A 22,026-nucleotide genomic window follows, 5' to 3' on the forward strand; every position below is an offset into this window, starting at 1 on the left:
CATAAATCTTCATTCGTTTTTCAGGCACTTCATGCCGCCTGGCGCTGCACTGGAGGCTCCTCACCTGGAGCCTCCACGATGCGACGTTTGCTGCCCTTCCTCCTGATCACCGCCGCGGCCACCGCCTGGGCCGCCGGTGCCCCGCCCGCACCACCTTCGACCACGCCGGCCTCACGCGGCGATGGCTGGCCGGTGGCCAGCGCCGCCGCCCAGGGCTGGGATACCGCCACGCTCGGCACGCTGCCCGCGCGGATGGCCGACGGCACCTATAAGAAGATCACCAGCGTGGTGGTCGCCGACCACGGCAAGCTGGTCTACGAGGGCTACTTCAACGACGGCTCGGCCGATGCCCTGAACGATGTCCGCTCGGCGACCAAGAGCCTCACCGCCATGCTGGCCGGGGCGGCGATCCAGCGCGGCGCCATCAAGGACGTCCACGCGCCGGTGTACGCCTTCTTCCCCGACGTGAAGCTCGACCGCCCCGACCCGCGGCGCGCGTCCATCACCCTGGAAGACCTGCTCACCATGAGCTCGATCTGGGAGTGCGATGATGAAAATCAGTTCTCCACCGGCAACGAAGAGCGGATGTACATCGCCGACCGCTGGCTGGATTTCGCCCTGAACCTGCCGGTGCGCGGGTACGCGCCGTGGGTGCAGCGGCCGGCCGAGGCGCCGTACGGGCGGGCCTTCTCGTACTGCACGGCCGGCGCGTTTGTCGCGGGGGCCGTCGTGGAGCGGGCCGTGAAGAAGCCGCTGGCCACCTTTGCCCGCGAGGCGCTGGAAACGCCGCTCGGCATCACCGAGTCGCACTGGAACGTATCCAGCGAGGGCATCGGCATGGGCGGCGGCGGTACCCGTTATCGGGCCCGCGACCTGGCGAAGTTCGGCGAACTCGCCCTCGACGGCGGCCGCTGGAACGGCACGCAGGTGCTGCCCGCGGCGTGGGTCACCGCCATGCTCACGCCGCACGCACAGGCTCGCGACGACGCGGAATACGGTTACCTGTGGTGGCGCTTCCACTTCATGGTGGATGGCGTCGATACGCCGGTGTGGGCAATGAGCGGCAACGGCGGCAACTATGTCTTCGTCGTGCCCTCGCGCCGCGTGGTCGCCGTGATTACCAGCCAGGCGTTCAATGAGCGATTTGCGCATCCGCAGTCGCAGGCGCTGTTCCGGGATGTGATCCTGAAAGCCTTGCCAAAGCGCTGAGGAGATTCGCATGAGAAAAGGTGCTTGAGAAACACGGACATCGTCTCGATGACGCTTCAAGTCCCTGTTGCTAGACACGATTCCCTTGCCCGGATCGTCCTTGTTTGCAATCCGTGCCGCCGCTGCAAACCATCGCGCCCCCATACGTCAACGGACGCCAACCGACATGCACCTTGGAAAGGTGGCTGCCACGCTGGTGGCATGCACGGCTGCGGGAGTCGCAGCGCTTTACGGGTCAGGCTACCTGACCCTCATGCTCCTCGGTGTCGACGCCGCCCCGTCATGGGACACGTGGTGGCGTTACACCGAGGTGCTGGGCCAGCCCGCATGGAAGCCGCATGCGTGGCGCATCTATGCCGGCGGTGCACTCGGCATCGGCGTCCCGGCGCTTCTCCTGCTTGGCGCGCTGTTCGTCACGTTCCGTAGCACGAAGAAGACACTGTACGGCGATGCGCGCTTCGCGACGGCGAATGACCTTGCCAGGCAAGGAATGTTTGATGCCAGCGAAACCAGCCTGGTCGTCGGCCGCATGGGCCATCGCCTTATCCAGATGTCGGGCCAGCAATTCGCCATTCTCGCCGCGCCCACGCGCAGCGGTAAGGGTGTGGGTATCGTCATTCCGAATCTGCTCACCTACGCAGGATCGGTCGTCGTTCTTGACATCAAGCAGGAAAACTTCGACCTCACCAGCGGATGGCGCGCACGCCAGGGGCACGACGTGCATCTGTTCAACCCCTTTGCGGAGGACCAGCGATCCTCGCGATGGAACCCGCTTCATTACGTCTCCGCTGGCGTCTTCCGGATATCGGATGTCATGTCAATCGCAGAGACCCTGTATCCCGATGGCTCAGGCGATCAGAAATTCTGGGTGAGCCAGGCGCGCAATGCGTTCGTGGCATTCGCCATGTACCTGTTTGAGGAGCGTGACGCGAAACGACGGCTCGGGCTTGCCAGCGAGCTGGCGCCGGAGCCCACGCTGGGTGCGATCTTCCGCCTCTCGTCGGGCAAGGGGGAAGAGATAAAGGCGCACCTCCGTCAGCTCGCTGCCGCGCCCTTCCTCGGCGATGAGGCACAGAACGCGTTCGCCAACCTCCTTTCCCAGGAGGAACGTACCTTCTCGTCGATCATGGGTAGCTTTCGCGAGCCCCTGAACATGTTCATCAACCCGGTGATGGATGCAGCCACGAGCGGCAATGATTTTCTCCTTACCGATCTTCGGCGCAGGAAAATGAGCATCTACATCGGTATCCAGCCGAATAAGCTGGGCGAATGCCGCACCATTATCAATCTGTTCTTCAGCCAGCTCATCAAGCTCAACACGAAGGAGCTTCCGCAGCAGAACCCGGCGCTGAAGCACCAGTGCCTCCTGCTCATGGATGAGTTCACCGCGATCGGCCGGGTCGACGTACTAGCGCACGCTGTTTCCTTCATCGCCGGCTACAACCTGCGCCTGCTGCCGATCATCCAGAGTGTGTCGCAGCTGGAGGCAGTGTATGGCGCCGACGTGGCCCGCACGCTGATCACTAATCACGCCCTCCAGATTGTTTACACGCCGCGGGAGCAGCGCGATGCCAACGAGTATTCCGAGATGCTCGGTTACACCACCGTGCGCAAGACCAGCACCACACGAGGGCGGGACGTCAGCCGCAGCGAAGCCGATGAGAGACGGGCGTTGATGCTTCCACAGGAACTCAAGGCCATGGATGCGAAGAAGGAGGTGTTCTTCTACGAAGGTATTCCGCATCCGGTGATGTGCGACAAGATCCGGTATTACGAGGAGAAGTTCTTCATGCAGCGACTGTTGCCGAAGGTCGAACCACGCACGCTGCGGCTGGGTTCATAGTTTATGACGATCTGTCACGAGAGACATTTCTGCACCTGGGCGTGGCGATTAGCGATTGCCATGGCTGTGGCTGTGACGGCGGGGTGCGCAAGCCTGATGGGTCCGCCCCTGTACAAGCCGGACAAGCAAGGGCGCGCTCGGTTTGACTCGCATAACGTGACTGCCTTGTGTTTCAACACACGGGGTTGCCGGGTGGAATATGCGAACTTCTATCTGATAAATAGTCCGGAGGATCATCTTCTACCTCCGCGCCGAGCGGACAAAATCCTGGTGCAGCAAATTCGCGGAGGGTTCGCCGGGTTTCGTAACTTCCCTACCCCAGCCATTGTGCAATGGCGGTCATCTGACGGAGAGAGGCATCGCGCAGAGATAGATGTGAGTAAGGTGTTTCGTGACCAGGTCTATCTGCACCATGTCCCGCCGCAAGACATCCGTGACAGGGCGTTCCTTATAGAGCCAACCATTCTGTTTGTCGTCGACGATCGCGAAGTATCCGTCTACATGAGCTCGTATATACCGCTCAGGGATTCCATCGATCGTGGATTCATGGACCCCATTGGTCCTTATCAAATCGTAAGGGCATTCAAGCAGACGTACTAAAGGAGAATTGCAGTGAAGGAATCGCATGGTCGTTATACCGACGGCAAACTGGCTGACGATGTTCACTCCCATCCCCCGTTCCCGGCCGATGTTCGTTCTTACGTAAGCCTTCCACAGGTGGCCAGGGATTTCACTGTTCCCAGTCTGCGCAAGGCCGGCGAGGGAGATGTGCGCATCTTCGTCGCCAACTTTGATGGCACAGGGAATGATATGTATGGCGATTCGGACCACATGACCAACGTGGGTTGGATCCACAACCAACTCCTTGGAGATAGCGTTCCCGAATGGATTAAGCCTGAGTACGTCGCGGGGCCAGGCACCCAAAAGAACGCGATCGTTAAATTGTTCGACGGGGCTACAGGTTTTACGTATGACGCCCGACTTGAACAGATGTACAAGGCCCTTCTTGAACAGGCGAGGCATTGGGCTGACGAAAATCCTCATGTAACCATTCGCGTGATTTCGGTCGGATTTAGCCGTGGGGGTGAAGAAGCCGCGGGCTTTACTCGCCTGCTGCACCAGCGAGGTATCCAGGATGAGCGCGGACGTGAGGAGGCGACGAATGGTGACGGCCCCGACCAGATCACCTTCACACGCCCTCCCATCGCAGCGCCGGGCACCGTCGCCCAGGCCGTCGGCCTCTTCGACCCGGTCGGCACGGGCAGACCACATCAGCGCGACAGGCACCTGCCGCCTTCGGTGATTTCGGGTTTTCAGATCGTGGCGCGCGATGAGCGGCGCAATCTCTTTCCGTCCAGTCAGATCATGACGCCGGGGATATCGGAGGACGGCCGCTTCTGGAGCGTCGAGGTACCGGGTTCGCATTCCGATATCGGTGGCAGCTACCACCTCGACGGGTTGTCCGTGGTCAACGGCAATTACATGGCCGACTACATCAATTCCCTGCTGCCGGAGCCGGTGCTGACACTTCGGGAAGAGACGATGGATGCCACGCGTTATGCGATCCATCATTCCGAAGAGCATTCGCTGATGTACCGCACGACCGTCTACGATCGTGACGGGCTGCGCGATGTGGTGGGTTCCCAGCTGTCGCCGCCACATTGTCGGTTCGTCGTCGTGTGCGCACCGCCGGATGCCGTGGATCCCTTTTTCGCGTCGATGCTTGCCGAGCGGCATGCGTTTGTTGCTCACGACTGGCGCTATCCCGAGATACTGGCCGTCGAGCACATCATCGAACCCGTGGTGCGGCCTTTACTCACTGCGCAGCCTGAGCCGAAGCCTTTCGACAATCACGCTTTCGACCTCGAACGCCATCTCGCGGTCGGAAATATTCCCCTGCCGTCTGGCTATGACGTCGTTCAAGACAAGACACCGGCGTCGTCCCTCCAGCCCGTGTCCCGGCCGGCAACGCCCGACATCGGGCACGATCTCCAGCTGGCACGCGACGGCCAGACGATCAACGAGCGCGTCCGCCAGGAGTTGGGCCCCAGGCCTTTGGCGCCCATCGTGCGCGTCCGTGCCTTGGAGCAGGAGCAAACCCCTGATCTCGAGCCTCCTCTGGACCATTCCCTCAATCAAAGCCACGAACCGATCCATGCAGGCTCTCAGGTGCCAGAGACTCCAGCGCAGATCCAACCAGTCGCCGTAGAGGTGGAGCGCGGGCCGGGCAAGGACGTGGACGTGGACTTGGATGTGGACGTTCTGCCGCTACAGGTGCCCCTTGCAGCCGTCCTTGAGCCCGCGCGCGCCGATGCCCATGCCCCCAGCCACTACTATCCGCCCAACGACCCCCGCAACGAGAGCCACCGTGACCATCGTCTGCACGCCTCCATCCACAACCTGCTGGCCGCCTTGCACGAAAAGGAAGGGATCGACCTCAGCCCGACCCAAATGGAGCGTCTCAGTCTGGCGACGTTGGTCACGGTGAAAGCCCATGGCCTCTCAGCCGTCACCCACATGCAGTTCGGTCAGGACGAGCGTAGCAATACGATTCCCACCATCCATGCGTTCGAAGCCTTCCGCGACAACCTGACCGACCCGCGCACCGGGTGGGCCGGCCTGGAAGCGACCGCGGCGCTACGTCAGCCCGAACAGGCCGTGATCCAGCAATTGCAGGACGTGAACATGGCGATTGAGCAGCGGCAGGCGGTGAATGACATGGACATGTCGCGGCAGCAGGGGGTGGGCATGTCGATGAATATGTAGAGCAGGCCCTCAAGGCCTCACAACGGCATGTCGCGAGGGATCGAGGTGCGGCAGGGGAGGTCCGTCGGGCACCACGTCGCGTCGAGGACGCGGTCGCGTTCGGCACGCGTGCGCCGGTCGATGCTCTCGATGACATCCTGGAACGCAGGATCGGCGGCGATGGGTGCGAACAATGGCGAGGCGCGGAGGTAACCCGCGTCTCGCCAGCCCATCGCCACCGCGTCATCCAGCGCGGCGATGGCGTTGCGACGGTCGCCGGCGGCCTGCAGCAACCAGCTCAGTTCGAAGCGACTGGCCGGCCAGGGGTCACTGGCCAGGGCCTTGCGCGTGGCGATGATGCGTTGCTGCAGTGCTTCGGCACCCAGCGGCGTTTCGCCGTAGAGCAGGGCGAGCGTCTCGGGCAGCGACGCCTCGGGACGCAGCGCATGCGCTTCCGCGAACGCGTTGGCCGCCGCGGCCTTGTCGCCACGTCGCAGGGCAAGCTCGCCATCGAGGATGGCGAGCTCCGGCCGCGCGGTGTCACGGTGCCGCGCTTCCGTGACCGCGCTCCGGGCTTCGTCGAAACGCCCGTGCGCGAACAGATAGGCCGGCCAGCCGATGTTGCCGAACACGTTGTCCGGCGAGAGTTCGAAGACCTGCCGGAAGCGTTGCCCGGCCTGCGCCGTGAAGCCCAGCAGGTCGTATTCGCGGGCGAGCTGCACCTCGCGGTAACGCACGCGCGACGGATCGCCACGCATGTCGAGGTTGGCGTGCAGCGCATCCGCGAGGCGGCCCTGCTCCTGGTAAAGGTAGGCGGCGGACGAGCGCGTGGCATCGTCATCCGGATTCAGCCGCACGGCACTTTCGTACGCGGCGATGGCGCCGCCGACGTCGCCCATGCAATCCCGCGCATAACCCAGCGCCGACCATGCCCCGGGGTTATCCGGGCCGACCGCCACGGCGCGCCGCGCGAGGCGCAGGGCATCGGAGGCATCGTCGATGCTGCCGTTGTACAGGCAGGTGCGCGCGGCGCGCGTGCGGCTGGCGCCGGACAGCGCATCGGCATCGTCCGGTGCTTCATGCAACGCGCGGTCGTACAAGGCCAGCGCGCGCTCATTGTTGTCGCGCTGGCCCATGCGCGCGTACCACTGCGCGCGGTCGAGGATCTGCTGCTCGGCGCTGGGCGCGGGCTTCTCCTCACGGGCGAGGAAACTGGCCCCGAAGGCGGCGGCACCGAGGACCACGACGGCAGCCAGGGCAGGCCATACCGCGAGACGCCGGCGCGGCGGCTCGATGAGGTCCGGGATGGGCGGCTCGCCAAGCTGGTAGCCGCGGCTGCGCACGGTGCGGATATAACGCGGCGCGCGTGCGTCATCCCCCAGCGACTGGCGCAGCAGGCGCACCCGCTGCGTCACCGTCTCTTCGTTGACCAGCGCGGGTGCCCACACGGCCTCCATCAGCTGGTCAAACGTCACGACGTGCTCGCCGTGCTCCACCAGGCAGGCGAGGAGGCGGAAGCTGAGCCCCGTCACGTCGAGCCGGGTACCGCCGCGCTCCACCGTTTGCCGGTCGAGGTCGATGCTGAGGTCGAGCAGGCGGTAGCGACGCACGCGAGGCCCCGGGATCAGACGCCGGCGGGGAGGAACAGCAGCAGGGCGATGCCGAGCGCGATGCGATACACCGCGAACGGGGTGAACCGGTGCGAGCGGATGTAACCCAGCAGCCACTTCACCGCGGCGAAGGCGACGACGGTGGAGACGACGAAGGCGACGCCCAGGCCGGTCCAGTCTTCACCGGCGGCACCGCCGTGCTGGAACGTCTTGAGCAGCTCGTAGCCGGTGGCCGCATACATGGTGGGAATGCCGACCAGGAACGCGAACTCGGTGGCGGCCGCACGGTTGGTGGTGCCGGCCAGCATCGCAATGAAGATCGTCGCGGCCGAGCGCGAGGTCCCCGGGAAGATACCGGCGACCATCTGCGCCAGGCCCACCAGGATGGCCGCACGCCAGGTGATGGCCACCTGGTCCGGCCGCTTCGAGGCCACCTGCTCGGCGAGGATCATCCAGAAGCCACCGACGATCAGCGCCCAGGCGATCGGGGTGATGGTTTCAGGCAGCTTGAAACCCATCTTCGTGGCGATCAGCCCGAGCACGGCCGTGATCAGGAAGGCGACGCTGAGCTTGGCGAGGTAATCGCGCGTTTCCGGGCGGCGCCAGTTCTGCACGAAGCTCCACAGCGTCCGCCAGTAGATGAACGTGACCGCGAGGATCGCACCGGCCTGGATGGCGACATTGAAGAGATCGGAGCGAGCGCCGAGCCAGCGCTCGGCAATCAGCAGGTGGCCCGTACTCGAAATGGGCAGGAATTCCGTGATCCCTTCGACAATACCGAGGAGGATGGCGCTGATCAGGTCATTCACGTCGCAATGATTCCAGAGGGGGACGGCGGCATAGCTTAGCCTGCCCGGCCTGAAGGCCGTCACGCCGTGCGCACGCCAGGCGCTGATATTTTCAGCGGAGACTCGCAAGAAATATTCATTCGGACCAGCCATGGCGCCTATCCCTCTCCCGCGCCGCCGGGCCGGTGCACGGCCCGTTGCCGTGCTCGTCGCGGCGTTGTGCCTCAGTGCCTGTGCTCCTGCGGTGCGGCCGCCGGCGTTCACCCCGCGCGAGGAAGTACCGCTGGCCGGGCTGCCCACGGGCCAGGCCGGCTGGCCTGAGGCGGCATGGTGGAAACGATACGGCGACGCCCAGCTCAACCGCGTCGTGGACATGGCCATGCGCGGCTCGCCGAACCTCGAACAGGCCGAGGCACGCTATCGCGCCGCGCAGCGTGCGGTTGACTCGCAGAAGGCCGAACTCAATCCCCAGGTGCGCGGGCTGCTCTCGGGTACCCACGGTTACAGCGATGTCACCTTGCAGGGCGAGGTGCCCGGTGGCGTCGGCACCGCGCAGCGCATCCAGCTGAGCCCCGGCCATAGCTGGAGCAACAGTGGTGCCGCCGGTGCGCTGGCCACGTGGGACCTGGACCTGTGGGGCAAGCAGAAGGATGCGGTATCCGCCGCCGTTGGCCAGGCGCGCGCCGCGGAAGCCGAGCGCGCCTCGGCGGCCACCTCGCTGCAGTACAACGTGGTGAACACGTACTTCGACTGGCAGGCCCAGCAGGCGCGTCTTGCCGTGGCGCGGCACGTGGTGCATAGCGCCGACGACTACCGCTCGCTGGTCGAGCTGCGCGTGAAGCACGGTCTCGACGACCCGACCAACCTGGACCAGGCCGATGCCCAGCTCGCCCAGCAGCGCGGCAACGTCGCGCAGCTGGAAGGTGCGGCGCAACTCGACCTCGTCCAGCTCGCCGCACTCGCCGGCGTGTCGCCCGCCGACCTGGGCCCGCTCAACCCGGTGCCGCTGCCCACGCCCGATGTGCAGCTGCCGCCGGATGCACGGCTCGGCTTGCTGGCGCGCCGGCCGGACATCGCGGCCGCGCGCTGGCAGATCGAGGCGTCATCAAAAAACATCGACCAGGCGCGCAAGGCGTACTACCCCGACGTGAGCCTGACCGGCCTGGGCGCGTTCCTGCGCACCTATCCGGATCTCGGCTCCGGCACGCGTACCGACCTCGCGCTGGCCAGCGTCGGTCCGTCCATCCAGTTGCCGATCTTCAGCGGCGGCCGCCTGCTCGCGCAGGTGGAAAGCGCGCAGGCGCAGCTCGACACGGCGGTAGCGCAGTACGACGGCGCCGTGGTGCAGGCCGCCGGCGACGTCGCCCAGGGCGTGGCGACGCTGCAGATGCTGGACGCGCGCCGCACGCAGCAGGATCGCCAGTACGACGCCACCGTCGCCCAGCAGCAGAAGGCCGGTGACCGCCGCTCGAAAGGCCTGATCGACGACCGCGACTGGCTGCGCGCCGACATGCAGGTGGACCAGCAGCGTGACGCCCGCCTGCAGCTCACCAGCCAGCTGCTTTCCGCAAACCTCTCCCTGATCCACGCGCTGGGCGGCGGCTACCACGCCGATGACCTGCCCGCCCTGCCGGCCACCGCGGCCGCGAAGGAAACCACGCGATGACGCCTGACCACGACGAGCCGCGCAACGACGGCGAGGGCGATAGCACGCCGCTGCCGTACAAGTACCGCTACAAGTACCTGCACAAGTACGGTGATGCCTCGGCGCATGGGGAGTCGGAGCACGGCGAAGGCAAGGACGAGAAAGACGACGAGAAGGAAGACGACGGGAAGAAGGACGACAAGGAAGGGAAGGACGATAAGAAAAAGGACGACGACCAGGACGACCCGAAGAAAAAGCGCCGCAAGGTGATCATCCTCTCGGTGATCGCCGCCGTCTTCATCCTCGCCGGCCTCACCTGGCTTCTGCTGTACATCTTCGTGTTCACCCAGCGCGAGAAAACCGACGACGCCTACGTGAAGGGCGACATGGTGACGATCTCCTCGCGCGTCGCCGGTACCGTGATTGAAGTCGCCGCGGAAGAAACCGAACGCGTCCACGCCGGCCAGGTGCTGATCCGCCTCGACCCCGTCGACGCGAAGGTGGCGCTGATGAACGCCGAAGGCCAGCTCGCACAGGCCGTGCGCGAAGCGCAGGCGAAGGTGCAGCAAGCCAACCAGGCCGACGCGGCGATTCCGCAACGACGTGCGCAGTACGAACAGGCGCGTGACGAATACAACCGCCGTCATCCGCTGCTCGAACGGCGTGCCGTTTCCGCGGAAGAAGTCGACACGGGCAAGCGCCAGATGCAGCAGGCGCTCGCCGCGCTCAACGCCGCCGAGCGCGAAGCCGCGGCAGCGCACGCGCAGGTCGACGGCACCACGGTCGAGAATTACCCCGCCGTGGTCCAGGCCCGCTCGCAGTTCCGCAATGCGTGGGTGAACAGCGGCCGCAACGCCATCGTCTCACCCATCGAAGGCTACGCCGCACGCCGCCAGGTGCAGGTGGGGCAACGCGTGCAGGCTGGGCAGGATTTGCTCACCGTCGTTCCCCTCCAGGATCTGTGGATCGACGCGAACTTCAAGGAAACCCAGCTCGAGCACATCCGCATCGGCCAGCCGGTGAAGGTCTCCACCGACATGTACTCGGATATGGAATTCCACGGCAAGGTCGTCGGCCTGAATGCGGGCACGGGCAGCGCGTTCTCGCTGCTGCCGGCCGAGAACGCCACCGGCAACTGGATCAAGGTGGTCCAGCGCCTGCCGGTGCGCGTCTCGATCGACCCGGAAGACCTGCGCAAGCATCCGTTGCGCATCGGCCTCTCCACCGACGTCACCGTCGACACCCACGACCGCGACGGCCGCGTCCTGGCCGAGACTCCGCGCAGCAAGCCGCTCGCCACCACCAACGTCTACGAGCAGGAGATGAACGACGCGGACGCGCATGCGCTGGCGATCATCCGGGCGAACACCGTCGACCTGCCGCAAGCCGCGCCGGCCAAAGCCGGCCGCTGATCCATGCCGACGAAGAACGGCAACGGCAGCGGGGGCCTTGCCCCCATGCACGGCGGGCAGCTGGCGCTGCTGACCGCCGGCGTCGCGCTGGCGACGTTCATGGAGGTACTCGACATCTCCATCGTCAACGTGTCGGTGCGCACCATCGCGGGCAACCTCGGTGTCAGCAGTAACGAAGGCACGATGGCGATCAGCGCGTACTCCATGGCGAGCGCGGTGATGCAGCCGCTCACCGGTTGGGTCGCCCGGCGCTTCGGTGAAGTGCGCACCTTCACCATCTCGGTGATGCTGTTCGTGGTGTTCTCGGCCCTGTGCGGCCTGGCGCAGAGCATGCCGATGCTCATCCTGTTCCGGCTTCTGCAGGGTGCGGTGTCGGGGCCGATGGTGCCGCTGTCGCAGACCTTGCTGCTCAATAACTATCCGCCGAAACGACGGCCGATCGCGCTGGCGCTATGGGCGATGACGGTGGTGGTGGCGCCGGTGTTTGGCCCCATCCTCGGCGGCTGGATCACCGACAACTACCACTGGTCGTGGATCTTCTTCATCAATATTCCCGTGGGTCTGTTCGCGGTGATCATCACGGTCACGCTGCTGCGCGGTCGCGAGTCGAAGGTCGCCAAGGTGCCGATCGACGCCGTGGGCCTGTTCCTGCTCGCGGTGGGCGTGGGCTGCCTGCAGTTCATGCTGGACAACGGCAACGACGATGACTGGTTCACCTCCCACGTCATCACCGTGCTGGCGATTGTCTCGCTGGTGTGCCTGACCTTCCTCGTCGCCTGGGAGCTCATGCACAAGAACCCGGTGGTGGAACTGCGCCTGCTCGGAAAACGAAACTTCCTCGTCGGCGTCCTCTGCCTGTCGCTGGGCATGTTCGCGTTCTTCGGCGGCACGGTGGTGATGCCCATGTGGGTGCAGGAGGTGATGGGTTACACCGCGACGTGGGCCGGATTCGTCGTCGCGCCCATCGGCATTCTCGCCATCTTCTTTTCACCGCTGGTCGGCGCGTTCCAGCACAAGTTCGACCTGCGCCTGCTGAACACCGTGGGCTTCGCCATCTTCGCGGGCGCGTCGTTCTGGATGTCCACGCTCAACACCACGGCGCCGTACCATGACCTGGCGTTGCCCCGCCTGATGATGGGCGCGGGTGTGGCATTGTTCTTCGTCCCGGTGAACCAGATCATCCTTTCCGGCATCCCGGATGAGCAGGTAGCGAGCGCCTCAGGCCTGTCGAACTTCTTCCGCACCCTGGCCGGCAGTATCGCGACGGCGGTGAGTACGACGATGTATTCGCACCGGACGACCTACCACCACGCCGTGCTGGCCGAGCACGTGGTCTCAGGCGACCGCGCCACCCAGGCCTACCTGGACCGCTTCCAGGCCTTCGGCGTGCAGGGCCCGACGGCGAACGCGGCCCTGAACCGCATCGTCGACCTGCAGGCGGCCACGCTCGCGGTCAACGATGTGTTCTGGCTGTTCGGCCTGATGTTCGGCATGGCGATGATCGCCATCTGGTTCGCGAAACCACCGTTCGCTTCCGGCGGTACGCCCGGGCATTAGCCACGGGCGGTTCCCTCAGCCGAAGGTGAGCGTTTCGGTCAGGTCGCCGGGGGCCGGGCCACCGGCTTTCACCATCGCGTCGTCGCGCATCTGCAGGCCGGGCAGTTTTTCCAGCTTGAAGCGGCGGGTGAGGAAGCGCGAGATCGAGCCGGTGTCGTACATGGTGTGCTCGACGTGGCCCTTCTTCGCGAACGGCGACACCACCAGCGCGGGGATGCGCGTGCCCGGGCCCCAGCGGTCGCCCTTCGGCGGTGCCACGTGGTCCCACCAGCCGCCGTTTTCGTCGAAGGTGATGACCACCAACATGTGCTTCCACTGCGGGCTCTGGCGCAGCTGGTGGATCACAGCGCCGATGTGGCGGTCGCCGGCTTCGACGTCCGAGTAACCGGCGTGCATGTTCAGGTCGCCCTGCGGCTTGTAGTACGCGACGGTGGGCAGCTTGCCGGCAACGACATCGGCGAGGAACTTGTTCGTCTTCGGCGATTCGCCCAGGCCGCCGTCGCGCAGGTGCTTCGCGCGTGCGTCGGTGCCGGGGGCCAGCGAGACGAAGTAATTCAGCGGCTGGTGGTGGGCCTGGAAGTTTGGCGTGGAGGGGAAAATCCCGTCATCGCTATCGCCCTTGCCGTCCAGCGCGGCCTGGAAGCCACCGCCGTACCAGGCCCAGTCCACGTTCTTCGCCGAAAGCACGTCGCCGATGTGCTTGTGCACCTGCGGTACCAGCGTATTCGCGCTCGTGGCATCGGCCAGCAGCGGGTTCTTGCTGTCCACGTTGAAACCCGGCGAGTACGGCGGGCCCATGGTGTTCACCGCGTAGAAGTCCGGGGTGAGCTGGTTGTGGTGGGCAAACTTCGGCTTGCCATCCATCGCGCTCTTCGGCGACTTCTCGTCCATCTTCAGGCGATAGTCGGTGGCGCTGCCACTCTCGGTGACGGCGATACCGAATTGCGCCGGGCTCTTGTCCGCGTTGGGATAGAACGGCGGCTGCGCGGCGACGAGGTACTGGTGGTTGAGGAACGACCCGCCAAACGCGCCCATGAAGAAGCGGTCGCACAGGGTGAACTGCTCGGCCAGGCGCCACAGGCGCAGGTGCACGGGGGTGTCGTCGTAGTGGCCCATGGTGAGTGCGCCATTGTCGCCCCACGCCACGAAGCCGTCGTTCTTGCCACCGTTGATCTGCAGCTGGTTGTTGTAGAACGCGTGGACGAGGTCGCGCGTCACCACGCCATGCGGCAGCGGCGTGCCGTCGCCGGTGTGCAGCGCCCACGGCGCGTTCGGCAGGCCGGTGATGTCCTTTTCGGCGATCTTGTAGGTGCGGTGGTCCACCGTCTGCTCGTGGGGCACGAGGCCACCCCAGATCGGCGGGAGCGTCTTCAGCGGCGTGCCGTCGCGGTCGCGCTGGGTGTATCGCTCGGCCGGCACATCCTTGAGCGGATCAAGCACGCCGGGGAAATTGCCGAACAGGTTGTTGAAGCTACGGTTTTCGGCGTAGATGACCACGACGTTCTGGATGTGCTTTTCCAGCAGGGCATCCAGCGCGGCACCGGTGGGCGTGGCGGCCGAGGCCTTCGTCGCGGCGCTCGCGGCGTCCGTGGCGCCACCCAGGGCGAGCATCGCGCCGGTCGTGGCCATGCCACCGAGGAGGCGACGGCGGCCTTCGTCGGGGGTGTCGTTATCGTGCTTTTTGGTCATCGCGGGAACCGTGCGGTGGAGCCGTCAGGGAGCCAGCTCCACGGTTTGAGAAAGTTCGGAGACGCCGTGCTCATCGAAGGCCTCCACGGCCACGACGTAGCGAACGCCCCTGTTCAAGCTCCTCAGGGTAAACGATGTGGGCTGGTCGGCAAAACGCTGGTAGGTCGAATGCAGGCGATCCGCCGCCAGGCCCCAGCGCACGTTGTAGCCCACGGCACCAGGCACCGGCTTCCATGAAACCACCGCCTCGCGTGTATCGCTGCCCCGTTTTGCCACCACATCGCGCGGTGCCTGCGGTGCCGGGCCGTCGGCGTTGCCGAACACGCGGATGTCCGAGATCGCAAGATGCTTCGCACCCACGTGCTTGTGCACGTAGCGGATGTAGCGCAGCTTCGCTGGCTGGTCGAGTTCGATGTACGCGTTGGGGCGGTCGCGATCGGACGCGGACAGGTCGGCGAGCACGTTCCAGTGCCTGCCGTCCGTCGAACCCTGCAGCACGAACTGCGTGACCAGGTCGGGGGCGTCGCCGTAGCGGTCCGACTGGTAGTCCGCATAGTTGACCTGCACCGCGCGGACGGTGGGCGTGCCACCGAGGTCAAGCGTCACCGTTTGCCCGGGCTCGTTCGTCGCGGCGACCCAGAACGTGCGCGGATCTTCGTCGGTGAGCAGGGATGCCGGATGGCCCACCAACGTCGACGATGCGGTCGCCTTCTTCCGATACGACAGGAGCATCCATCCGGTGAAGGTGCTCTCGCCGTCGCGAAGCTTATGGTCGGGCATGCGCTGTGGGAAATCACCGAAGCGCGTATCGATCCACATCTGGCCGTCGTCGTGCCAGCCCGCCGGGAACATGTCGATGCGACGCTCGAACTTCCAGTTGGCACCGAGCCACAACGTACCGGTATTCCAGGTATTGCCATACGCGTCGTCGAACGTGGAGCCGTGGCCCGCGCCGGTGACAAACCCACCGGGCTTGTAGCCAACCGGGTTGTACGGCGCGTATTCAAACGGGCCGAGCGGCGATGAGCCGATGTACACGCCAGTGCCGTACACGTTGTACTCGGTGCCGGGCGCGCCGTACTGGAAGTAGTAGCGGCCCGCGTGCTTGTTCATCCACGAGCCTTCGATGTACGCCGGCTGGTCGCCCATCGTGTGGTCGGGCCCGAAACGCTCCCAGCCGTGGTTCGCCGGATCCAGGTGGATAAAGGCCTCCGGCGTGGTGACGAACGCCAGCCGCTTGCCCTCGCCTTCGGTCGAGCCGAAGTTCATGTCGAGTTGCGCGCCGTAGAGCGGCAGCGTATCGGACGAGCCCCAGTACAGGTACACCTTGCCGTCGTCGTCCCGGAACAGGCCAGGGTCCCACGGGCCCGGCGGCAGCTTGCCCTTGAACGGCAGCTTTCCGGATTCGTCGTACTGCGTCGCGCCCGGGATGAAGGGCAGGCTGCGCGTCCAGAACGACCAGCGCCCATGCGCGGGGGCGGTGGACACCATCAACGGCCGCGGCCCGAACGCCGATTGCATGAGGAACAGCTTGCCGTCCGCTACCAGTGTCGCCGGTGCCACGTGGCCGTCGTACGGCCAGTGGTCAGGCTTCACGAAGTCCCAGTGGACCAGGTCCTTCGACATCCAGTAACCATCGGCGATGGTCTGGAACAGGTAGTACGCATCGCCATAGCGCACGATGGCCGGATCGGCACCCGTGCGGTACGAGATACCCTCGTTCATCTGCTCCCAGCTGTAGCGGTAGTCGATGTCGAGGGGGTTGGCGAACGTGTGTTGTGTGGCGGCGGAGGCCAGAGGCATCAGGGAAAAAAAGGCCGAAGCGATCAGCGAGACGAGGCGCGGCATCGGGAATCCCAGTTTCAGCGGAATATCGATGGTGCCAGCGTAATACGCGTTACGCTCCGAGCCCCGTGGCTGGCTACCACGGCTTGCGGAGCCAGTAATAACAATGCGGGCACCATTGCATCGTGAGCACGTCCTGGCGCCTTCCACCGTAGATCGGCGGCTGGCCGCAATGAGGGCAGCGCAGGTGTTGGCGCGCGCGGGCGTCGTAGATCGCGCCGATGCCAAGGCCGGCGACGAGGCCGGTCATGGCCAGGCGCTGTCGCGTCGCGATCCACCACGCCACCGAGGCCAGGGCGCAGGCGGTGGCGATGGCATAGACCCATCCACCCTTGCGTTTGTATTCCGCCAGCGCAACCTGCCAGGCGTCGATAACATCCTGGTCAAGGGTCGCGCGAACCGGTGGCGTGGTGTCGGTCACGTCTCGCTCCCGCGTAGCGTCACGCCGGCCTCGCGCGCCATGGCCACCAGGCGTGCATCATGGGCGCTGCGCGGCAGGTAATACGCCTTCCAGCGACTGGTGAAGATGTAGATCATGTGCGCGGACACGCAGACGCTACGCACGGCGTGCCATGCGATCGTGCTCTCCTCACTGTTCGTCGCGTGGGTGAGGCCGTTGGTGGTAAAGGTGAAGAACGTGGCGTCCTTCGCCTGCCGTTTGAACTGGTGATGCAGGCCCCACAGCTGGAGCGCGACCATCCCGGCCATGCCATAGGCGATGTAAGGCAAGGGTCTGTGCCAATCCACGTTCCACGCGCTCCCGGTGCGTTCGACGCGGGTGGTTATGAGGAAGATGATCGACGGGATGATCAGCACACCGGATGCGGACCAGCGGTAGATCCCGATGGCGCCGCGCAGGAGCTCGCCGAAGCTGAGCAACCGGGGGCGGATGACTAGCGGGGCGTCTTCCATGCGGGCCTGCGGATCCCTGGGGGCTTGGTGGCGTTGGTGGAAGGATAGTGAGGGGAAGGCGTCTGGGGGAGGGGGCGGGCAGCCCGGGCCCTTCCGACGGGTTCGGGCGTGGTGCAACGAAGCTCGGAATGCACCATCTTGGTGCAAGTTCGCAGGTGTCATCCGGCCGTTCTATGATGCCGGGGCTTGATCCAGGCCGGTCCGTCGCTGCGGAGCCACTGGCACAGCGATTGCTAAATGCCCTGCGCCCCACACCTATTTTCGAGGTTTGCCCATGTCCGCCGCTTCCAAAGTGCTGAACCTGATCCAGGACGAGGAAATCGAATTCGTCGACCTGCGCTTCGCCGACATGCTCGGCAAGCACCACCACGTCTCCTTCCCGGCTCACGCGATTGACGAGAGCACGTTTGAAGACGGCAAGATGTTCGACGGTTCGTCGATCCCGGGCTGGAAGGGCATCAACGAATCCGACATGGTGCTGATGCCGGACCCGGACACCGCGCACCTCGATCCGTTCAGCGCGCACAAGCAGCTGATCCTGCATTGCGACGTGCTCGAGCCGAGCACCATGCAGGCCTACGGCCGCGACCCGCGCTCGATCGCCAAGCGCGGCGAAGCCTTCCTGAAGTCCACCGGCATCGCCGATACCGCCTTCTTCGGCCCGGAACCCGAGTTCTTCATCTTTGACTCGATCCGCTGGCAGAACGACATGGGCCGCGTCTTCTACGAGATCAACTCCGAAGAAGCCGCCTGGTCGTCGCGTTACAAGTACGACGGCACCAACACCGGCCACCGTCCGGGCGTGAAGGGTGGTTACTTCCCGGTTGCCCCGGTGGACAGCCTGGGTGACCTGCGCGCCGACATGTGCAAGGTGCTGGAATCGCTGGGCCAGGTCGTCGAGGTGCATCACCACGAAGTGGCCAACGCCGGCCAGTGCGAGATCGGCGTGCGCTTCAACACCCTGGTGAAGAAGGCCGACGAACTGATGACGATGAAGTACGTCATCAAGAACGTCGCCCACCAGGCCGGCAAGACGGTCACCTTCATGCCGAAGCCGATCGTCGGCGACAACGGCTCGGGCATGCACGTCCACCAGTCGCTGTCGAAGAACGGCGAGAACCTGTTCGCGGGCGATCTCTACGGTGGCCTGTCGCAGACCGCCCTGTGGTACATCGGCGGCATCTTCAAGCACGCCAAGGCCATCAACGCCTTTGCCAACTCCACCACCAACAGCTACAAGCGCCTGGTGCCGGGTTACGAAGCGCCGGTGATGCTCGCCTACTCGGCGCGCAACCGCTCGGCCTCGTGCCGCATCCCGTACGTGGCCAGCCCGAAGGGCCGCCGCATCGAAATCCGCTTCCCGGACCCGATGCAGTCGGGCTACCTGACCTTCACCGTCCTGATGATGGCCGGCCTCGACGGTATCCTGAACAAGATCGACCCGGGTGCACCGGCCGACAAGGATCTCTACGACCTGCCGCCGGAAGAAGAGAAGAACATCCCGCAGGTGTGCGCCAGCCTGGACGAGGCGCTGAACGCCCTCGACAAGGACCGCGACTTCCTGAAGGCCGGCGGTGTCTTCACGGATGACTTCATCGACGGCTACATCGCGCTGAAGATGCAGGAAGTGACCCGCTACCGTGCGAGCACCCACCCGCTGGAATTCCAGATGTACTACGCGATCTGATCGCTTCCTCGGGGTGAGGAAAGGGAGGGGAGCTTCGGCTCCCCTTTTTTTTTGCGTAATTTTGCTCAAGCGCGAGCCCTCCCGGCCGATGCAGCATGGCCCAGATGACACTTTTGTGACGTACTGGACCTAATGAGCCACGCAGGAACATGCGATGGCTGCTAATTTGGCTGAAGCCGCCGCTACTGCGGTGGGTTGGAAGGGGTACCCGCTTGAAGAAGACCATCCTCGCCGTGCTGGCGCTGGCCGGAAGCACCTGCGCCGTGGCCGATGACGCCGCGCCGCGCAACACCTACGACTGGCGCAGCAACTGGCCCACGCACTACGTGTTCGCTGACGGCACGGACCTGGGCCTGGCCGTGAAGTACCAGTACGACCTCGACCGTTTTGACAACGACAAGGGCACGTACGAAGACTCACAGACCAACCGTCGCAAGGAGTTCGGCTTCTTCATCCGCAAGAAGGGCGTGTACGACGCCACCGCGAACTTCGATTTCCAGGCGAAGACCTGGCTGGACGTGTTCTTCCGCCTGCAGACCAAGGCCGTGCTCGGTGAGGACGCCGGCGCGCTGCGCGTGGGCTTCATGAAGACGCCGGTGGGCTTTGAAGGCAATACCAGCACGGGCAGTACCTCGTTCATGGAATCGTCGCTGCCGATGCAGGCGGTGTACGCGAACCGTCGCATCGGCATGGACTGGGCACTGACCCGCAAGGCGTACCTCGTCCAGCTGGGCTACTACAAGGGTGGCAACCTGCAGGGTGACCTCGACGGCCGCATGGTGGCCGCCCGTGCCGCGTGGACACCGATGAACACGCCGGGCGACGTCCTGCACCTGGGCGCTTCCGTGTCGCGTGAAAACCCGGAGGGCACCTGGGATGGTCGTGGCCATTACAATCCGCCCTCGGCACGCCTGCGCGCACTGCCCGAAGCCGGCCTGACCACGCAGCGCCTGATCGACTCCGGCACGCTGGCGCCGGCAAGCTACATCGACCGGCGCGGCGCCGAGCAGCTGTGGATCCACGGCCCCTGGTCCGTGCAGAGCGAATACCTCGATGCGAAGGTGAAGCTGGTCGACAAACCCGCCTACGACGCGCACGGCTGGTACACGTTCGGCAGCTGGGTGGTCACCGGTGAGTCGCGCGGCTACAGCGGCGGCAACGTCGCGGACGTTGCCCCCAAGGGCCCCTGGGGTGCCGTCGAAGTGCTGGTCCGCTACAGCACGCTGGACCTCGACGACGGCCCCAACAGGGGCGGCAATGAACATGACTGGACGCTGGGTGCCAACTGGTACCTGACGAAGTACCTGAAGCTGCAGGGCAACTACGTCCGCGCCTTCAGCGACCGCAAGGACCTGCGCATCGACCCGCATATCTTCGAAGTGCGCATGCAGATCATGATCTGACCCCGGTCAGCTATCCCGGAGCAGGGTCTCGAGCGTGGCGCGCAAACCGTCCACGCTAAGCGGATTCACCGGGCCGTCGGCGCGCGGTGTCGCGACAGGCACGTGTTCGCAGGAGACGAACCGTCGCTCGGGAAGTTCACCGTGGAGCAGGTAGCGGCCCGCGGCCTGCTCCACGCACGGCGTGCGCGTGGAGCCCAAAATGGCGTGGCCCGTCATATGGCTGGCGACAACGAGGTTGGCGTTCCCAAAGGTGTTGAAGACGTGTATCGCACTCGGCAGCGGGGTAGCGGTGTCGTGTTGCGCCTGGATCATCAGGAAGGGCGGCGCGGTGTGCATGGGCTCCAGTGACGGACGTCGCGTGCGCCGGTCGTCCCAGTGGGAACACACCAGTGCACCGAACATCTCATTCGATGCGCCGGCCGGGTAGCGCTGCACGCGGCTGCGGGCCATGGCCCACCAGTAGCCCGGCGAGCGCTCCCACGGCGTGTCGTTGCAACGTACCGCGAGCAACACGGAATAGCGTTCGGGGTCGGGCCCTTCCGGGGTGTCCTCGCGGGCATCACCCAGCGCGCTGGCGAGCTGGTGCGCGGCGGCCCTGACGTCGCGGTCGATCGTCGCGTCGGTGCTGAAGGTGTGATCGTTGACGCGTTTGTGCAGCTCACGCGACGTCGTGAAAGGCACCGCGGCGACCCAGTCTGACATCGTCAGCGCCGCGGTCAGTGCTTCCGGGTTGCCCATCCGGCCTACCCACGCGGTACGTGCGCGCGGCGGCATGTTGCGGACGCGCCGAAGCACGCCTTCCTCTTCGTCACCCATGCCGTACAGGCGCGGGCGGCTGAGCGCGGGGCGCACCGCAAGGCGGAGGAAGTCGCGGTGCCGCTCGGCAAGGGAGGCTTCGTCCGCGTCATCAAAGGAACCCGTGACGTCCATCGTCGAATCGAGCAGCATGCGGCCCACGTGGTCGGGGAACAGCGACGCATACCAGGATGCGACCCAGGTGCCGTACGAGAAGCCGATGAAGTTCAGGGCGGACTCGCCCAGTGAGAGGCGGGCGAGCTCCATGTCATAGACGTGCTGCTCGGTGTTGATATATGGCGTGAGCGGATTCGACGCGCAAGCGTAGGCAAGGGCCTTCGCGTTCTCCATGGTGGAACGCCAGTTGAAGTCACCCTGGTCGCTGGCAAGGTCGATGAACGGCGTGGCCTCGTAATGCTCGAAACAATCCAGCGTGTCACCGCCGGCGAGCCCGCGGGGCACGACGGCAACCAAGTCGTAGTGGCGTGACAAAGTTTTCTGGTAGCCGCTGATCGGGTCATCGGCTTCCTGCTTCGACCACATCGCGGCGATCACCGGCAGGATCGAACGCGGGTTGCCGCCCGGGCCGCCGAAGTTGAAAAAAAACGAACCGGCAACGGCGCCCTGGTCTTCCGCGAGCACGCGGACCAGGCCCACTTTCGTGTTGCCGGCGTCCGGATGCAGATGGTCGATCGGGGCATCCATGGTCCCGCATTGCAGGCGGACGCTGAGGAGCGGACGCAGTGCATCGGCGACGGCCTCTTCGCAGGTCGTCCACTGGATGCGGGCCGGTTGCACGGCCTGGGCGCGCGCGGCTGGCACGATGGCAAACGCAGCCAGCATGACGCTGGCGAGGATCTTTGGGTGTGGCGTCACAGTCTTCCTT

At 65.1% G+C, this 22,026-nt stretch carries 15 protein-coding genes; 8 read left to right on the forward strand and 7 right to left on the reverse strand.

The genetic code is table 11. The annotated features are described in order from the left end of the window. The first annotated feature begins 78 nt into the window (after positions 1-78). From FIV34_RS00750 to FIV34_RS00760, 3 genes are all read left to right on the forward strand, one after another. Positions 79-1,209 (forward strand): serine hydrolase domain-containing protein, encoded by a 1,131-nt coding sequence (locus FIV34_RS00750; protein WP_139978701.1) that lies wholly within the window; start codon positions 79-81, stop codon positions 1,207-1,209. Between the two features lie 166 nt (positions 1,210-1,375). Next, positions 1,376-3,052, forward strand: coding sequence for a type IV secretory system conjugative DNA transfer family protein (locus FIV34_RS00755; RefSeq protein WP_139985550.1), 1,677 nt, complete (start codon positions 1,376-1,378; stop codon positions 3,050-3,052). 612 nt (positions 3,053-3,664) lie between these two features. Then, positions 3,665-5,818, forward strand: a complete 2,154-nt coding sequence (locus FIV34_RS00760; protein ID WP_139978703.1) for a T6SS phospholipase effector Tle1-like catalytic domain-containing protein — start codon at positions 3,665-3,667, stop codon at positions 5,816-5,818. Positions 5,819-5,835: 17 nt separating this feature from the next. On the opposite strand, the gene FIV34_RS00765 is transcribed toward FIV34_RS00760, so the two are convergent. Continuing rightward, positions 5,836-7,407: a winged helix-turn-helix transcriptional regulator gene (locus FIV34_RS00765; protein ID WP_170207482.1), complete on the reverse strand. Its 1,572-nt coding sequence runs from the start codon at positions 7,405-7,407 to the stop codon at positions 5,836-5,838. Between the two features lie 14 nt (positions 7,408-7,421). Continuing rightward, positions 7,422-8,216, reverse strand: coding sequence for an undecaprenyl-diphosphate phosphatase (locus FIV34_RS00770; RefSeq protein ID WP_211352685.1), 795 nt, complete (start codon positions 8,214-8,216; stop codon positions 7,422-7,424). 130 nt (positions 8,217-8,346) lie between these two features. On the opposite strand from FIV34_RS00770, the gene FIV34_RS00775 reads away from it, so the two are divergent. Genes FIV34_RS00775 through FIV34_RS00785 form a run of 3 tightly spaced genes read left to right on the forward strand, consistent with a single transcriptional unit; the run spans position 8,347 to position 12,809 of the window. Further along, positions 8,347-9,861, forward strand: a complete 1,515-nt coding sequence (locus FIV34_RS00775) for an efflux transporter outer membrane subunit (protein WP_139978709.1) — start codon at positions 8,347-8,349, stop codon at positions 9,859-9,861. Next, a complete protein-coding gene (locus tag FIV34_RS00780; RefSeq protein ID WP_139978711.1) occupies positions 9,858-11,252 on the forward strand; it encodes an HlyD/EmrA/EmrK family protein in 1,395 nt (464 codons plus the stop codon). The genes FIV34_RS00775 and FIV34_RS00780 overlap by 4 nt, the downstream gene beginning before the upstream one ends. Positions 11,253-11,255: 3 nt before the next feature. Then, positions 11,256-12,809, forward strand: a complete 1,554-nt coding sequence (locus tag FIV34_RS00785) for a DHA2 family efflux MFS transporter permease subunit (RefSeq protein WP_139978713.1) — start codon at positions 11,256-11,258, stop codon at positions 12,807-12,809. A 15-nt stretch (positions 12,810-12,824) separates the two neighbouring features. On the opposite strand, the gene acpA is transcribed toward FIV34_RS00785, so the two are convergent. The 4 genes from acpA to FIV34_RS00805 all read right to left on the reverse strand — a co-directional run bounded on the left by acpA (position 12,825) and on the right by FIV34_RS00805 (position 17,255). Continuing rightward, positions 12,825-14,498, reverse strand: a complete 1,674-nt coding sequence (gene acpA / locus FIV34_RS00790) for an acid phosphatase (RefSeq protein WP_139978715.1) — start codon at positions 14,496-14,498, stop codon at positions 12,825-12,827. Positions 14,499-14,522: 24 nt separating this feature from the next. After that, positions 14,523-16,346: a family 43 glycosylhydrolase gene (locus FIV34_RS00795; protein ID WP_139978718.1), complete on the reverse strand. Its 1,824-nt coding sequence runs from the start codon at positions 16,344-16,346 to the stop codon at positions 14,523-14,525. Positions 16,347-16,419: 73 nt separating this feature from the next. Beyond that, positions 16,420-16,764 carry a hypothetical protein gene (locus tag FIV34_RS00800; protein WP_139978720.1) on the reverse strand — a complete coding sequence of 115 codons (345 nt, stop codon included), beginning with the start codon at positions 16,762-16,764 and terminating at the stop codon, positions 16,420-16,422. Next, a complete protein-coding gene (locus FIV34_RS00805; RefSeq protein ID WP_170207483.1) occupies positions 16,761-17,255 on the reverse strand; it encodes a YcxB family protein in 495 nt (164 codons plus the stop codon). Before FIV34_RS00805 ends, FIV34_RS00800 begins: the two co-directional genes overlap by 4 nt. Before the next feature lie 274 nt (positions 17,256-17,529). Between FIV34_RS00805 and glnA the strand changes: the two genes are divergently transcribed. Both glnA and FIV34_RS00815 read left to right on the forward strand, forming a co-directional pair. Beyond that, positions 17,530-18,942, forward strand: coding sequence for a type I glutamate--ammonia ligase (glnA, locus tag FIV34_RS00810; protein ID WP_139978724.1), 1,413 nt, complete (start codon positions 17,530-17,532; stop codon positions 18,940-18,942). Between the two features lie 212 nt (positions 18,943-19,154). Continuing rightward, positions 19,155-20,345, forward strand: a complete 1,191-nt coding sequence (locus FIV34_RS00815; RefSeq protein ID WP_139978726.1) for an OprO/OprP family phosphate-selective porin — start codon at positions 19,155-19,157, stop codon at positions 20,343-20,345. 6 nt (positions 20,346-20,351) lie between these two features. Here the strand turns inward: FIV34_RS00815 and FIV34_RS00820 are convergent, their stop codons facing one another. Then, a complete protein-coding gene (locus tag FIV34_RS00820; RefSeq protein ID WP_170207484.1) occupies positions 20,352-22,016 on the reverse strand; it encodes an alpha/beta fold hydrolase in 1,665 nt (554 codons plus the stop codon). Positions 22,017-22,026: the final 10 nt, after the last annotated feature.

The sequence above is a fragment of the Luteibacter pinisoli genome (genome assembly GCF_006385595.1).
Taxonomy (GTDB): Bacteria; Pseudomonadota; Gammaproteobacteria; order Xanthomonadales; family Rhodanobacteraceae; genus Luteibacter; species Luteibacter pinisoli.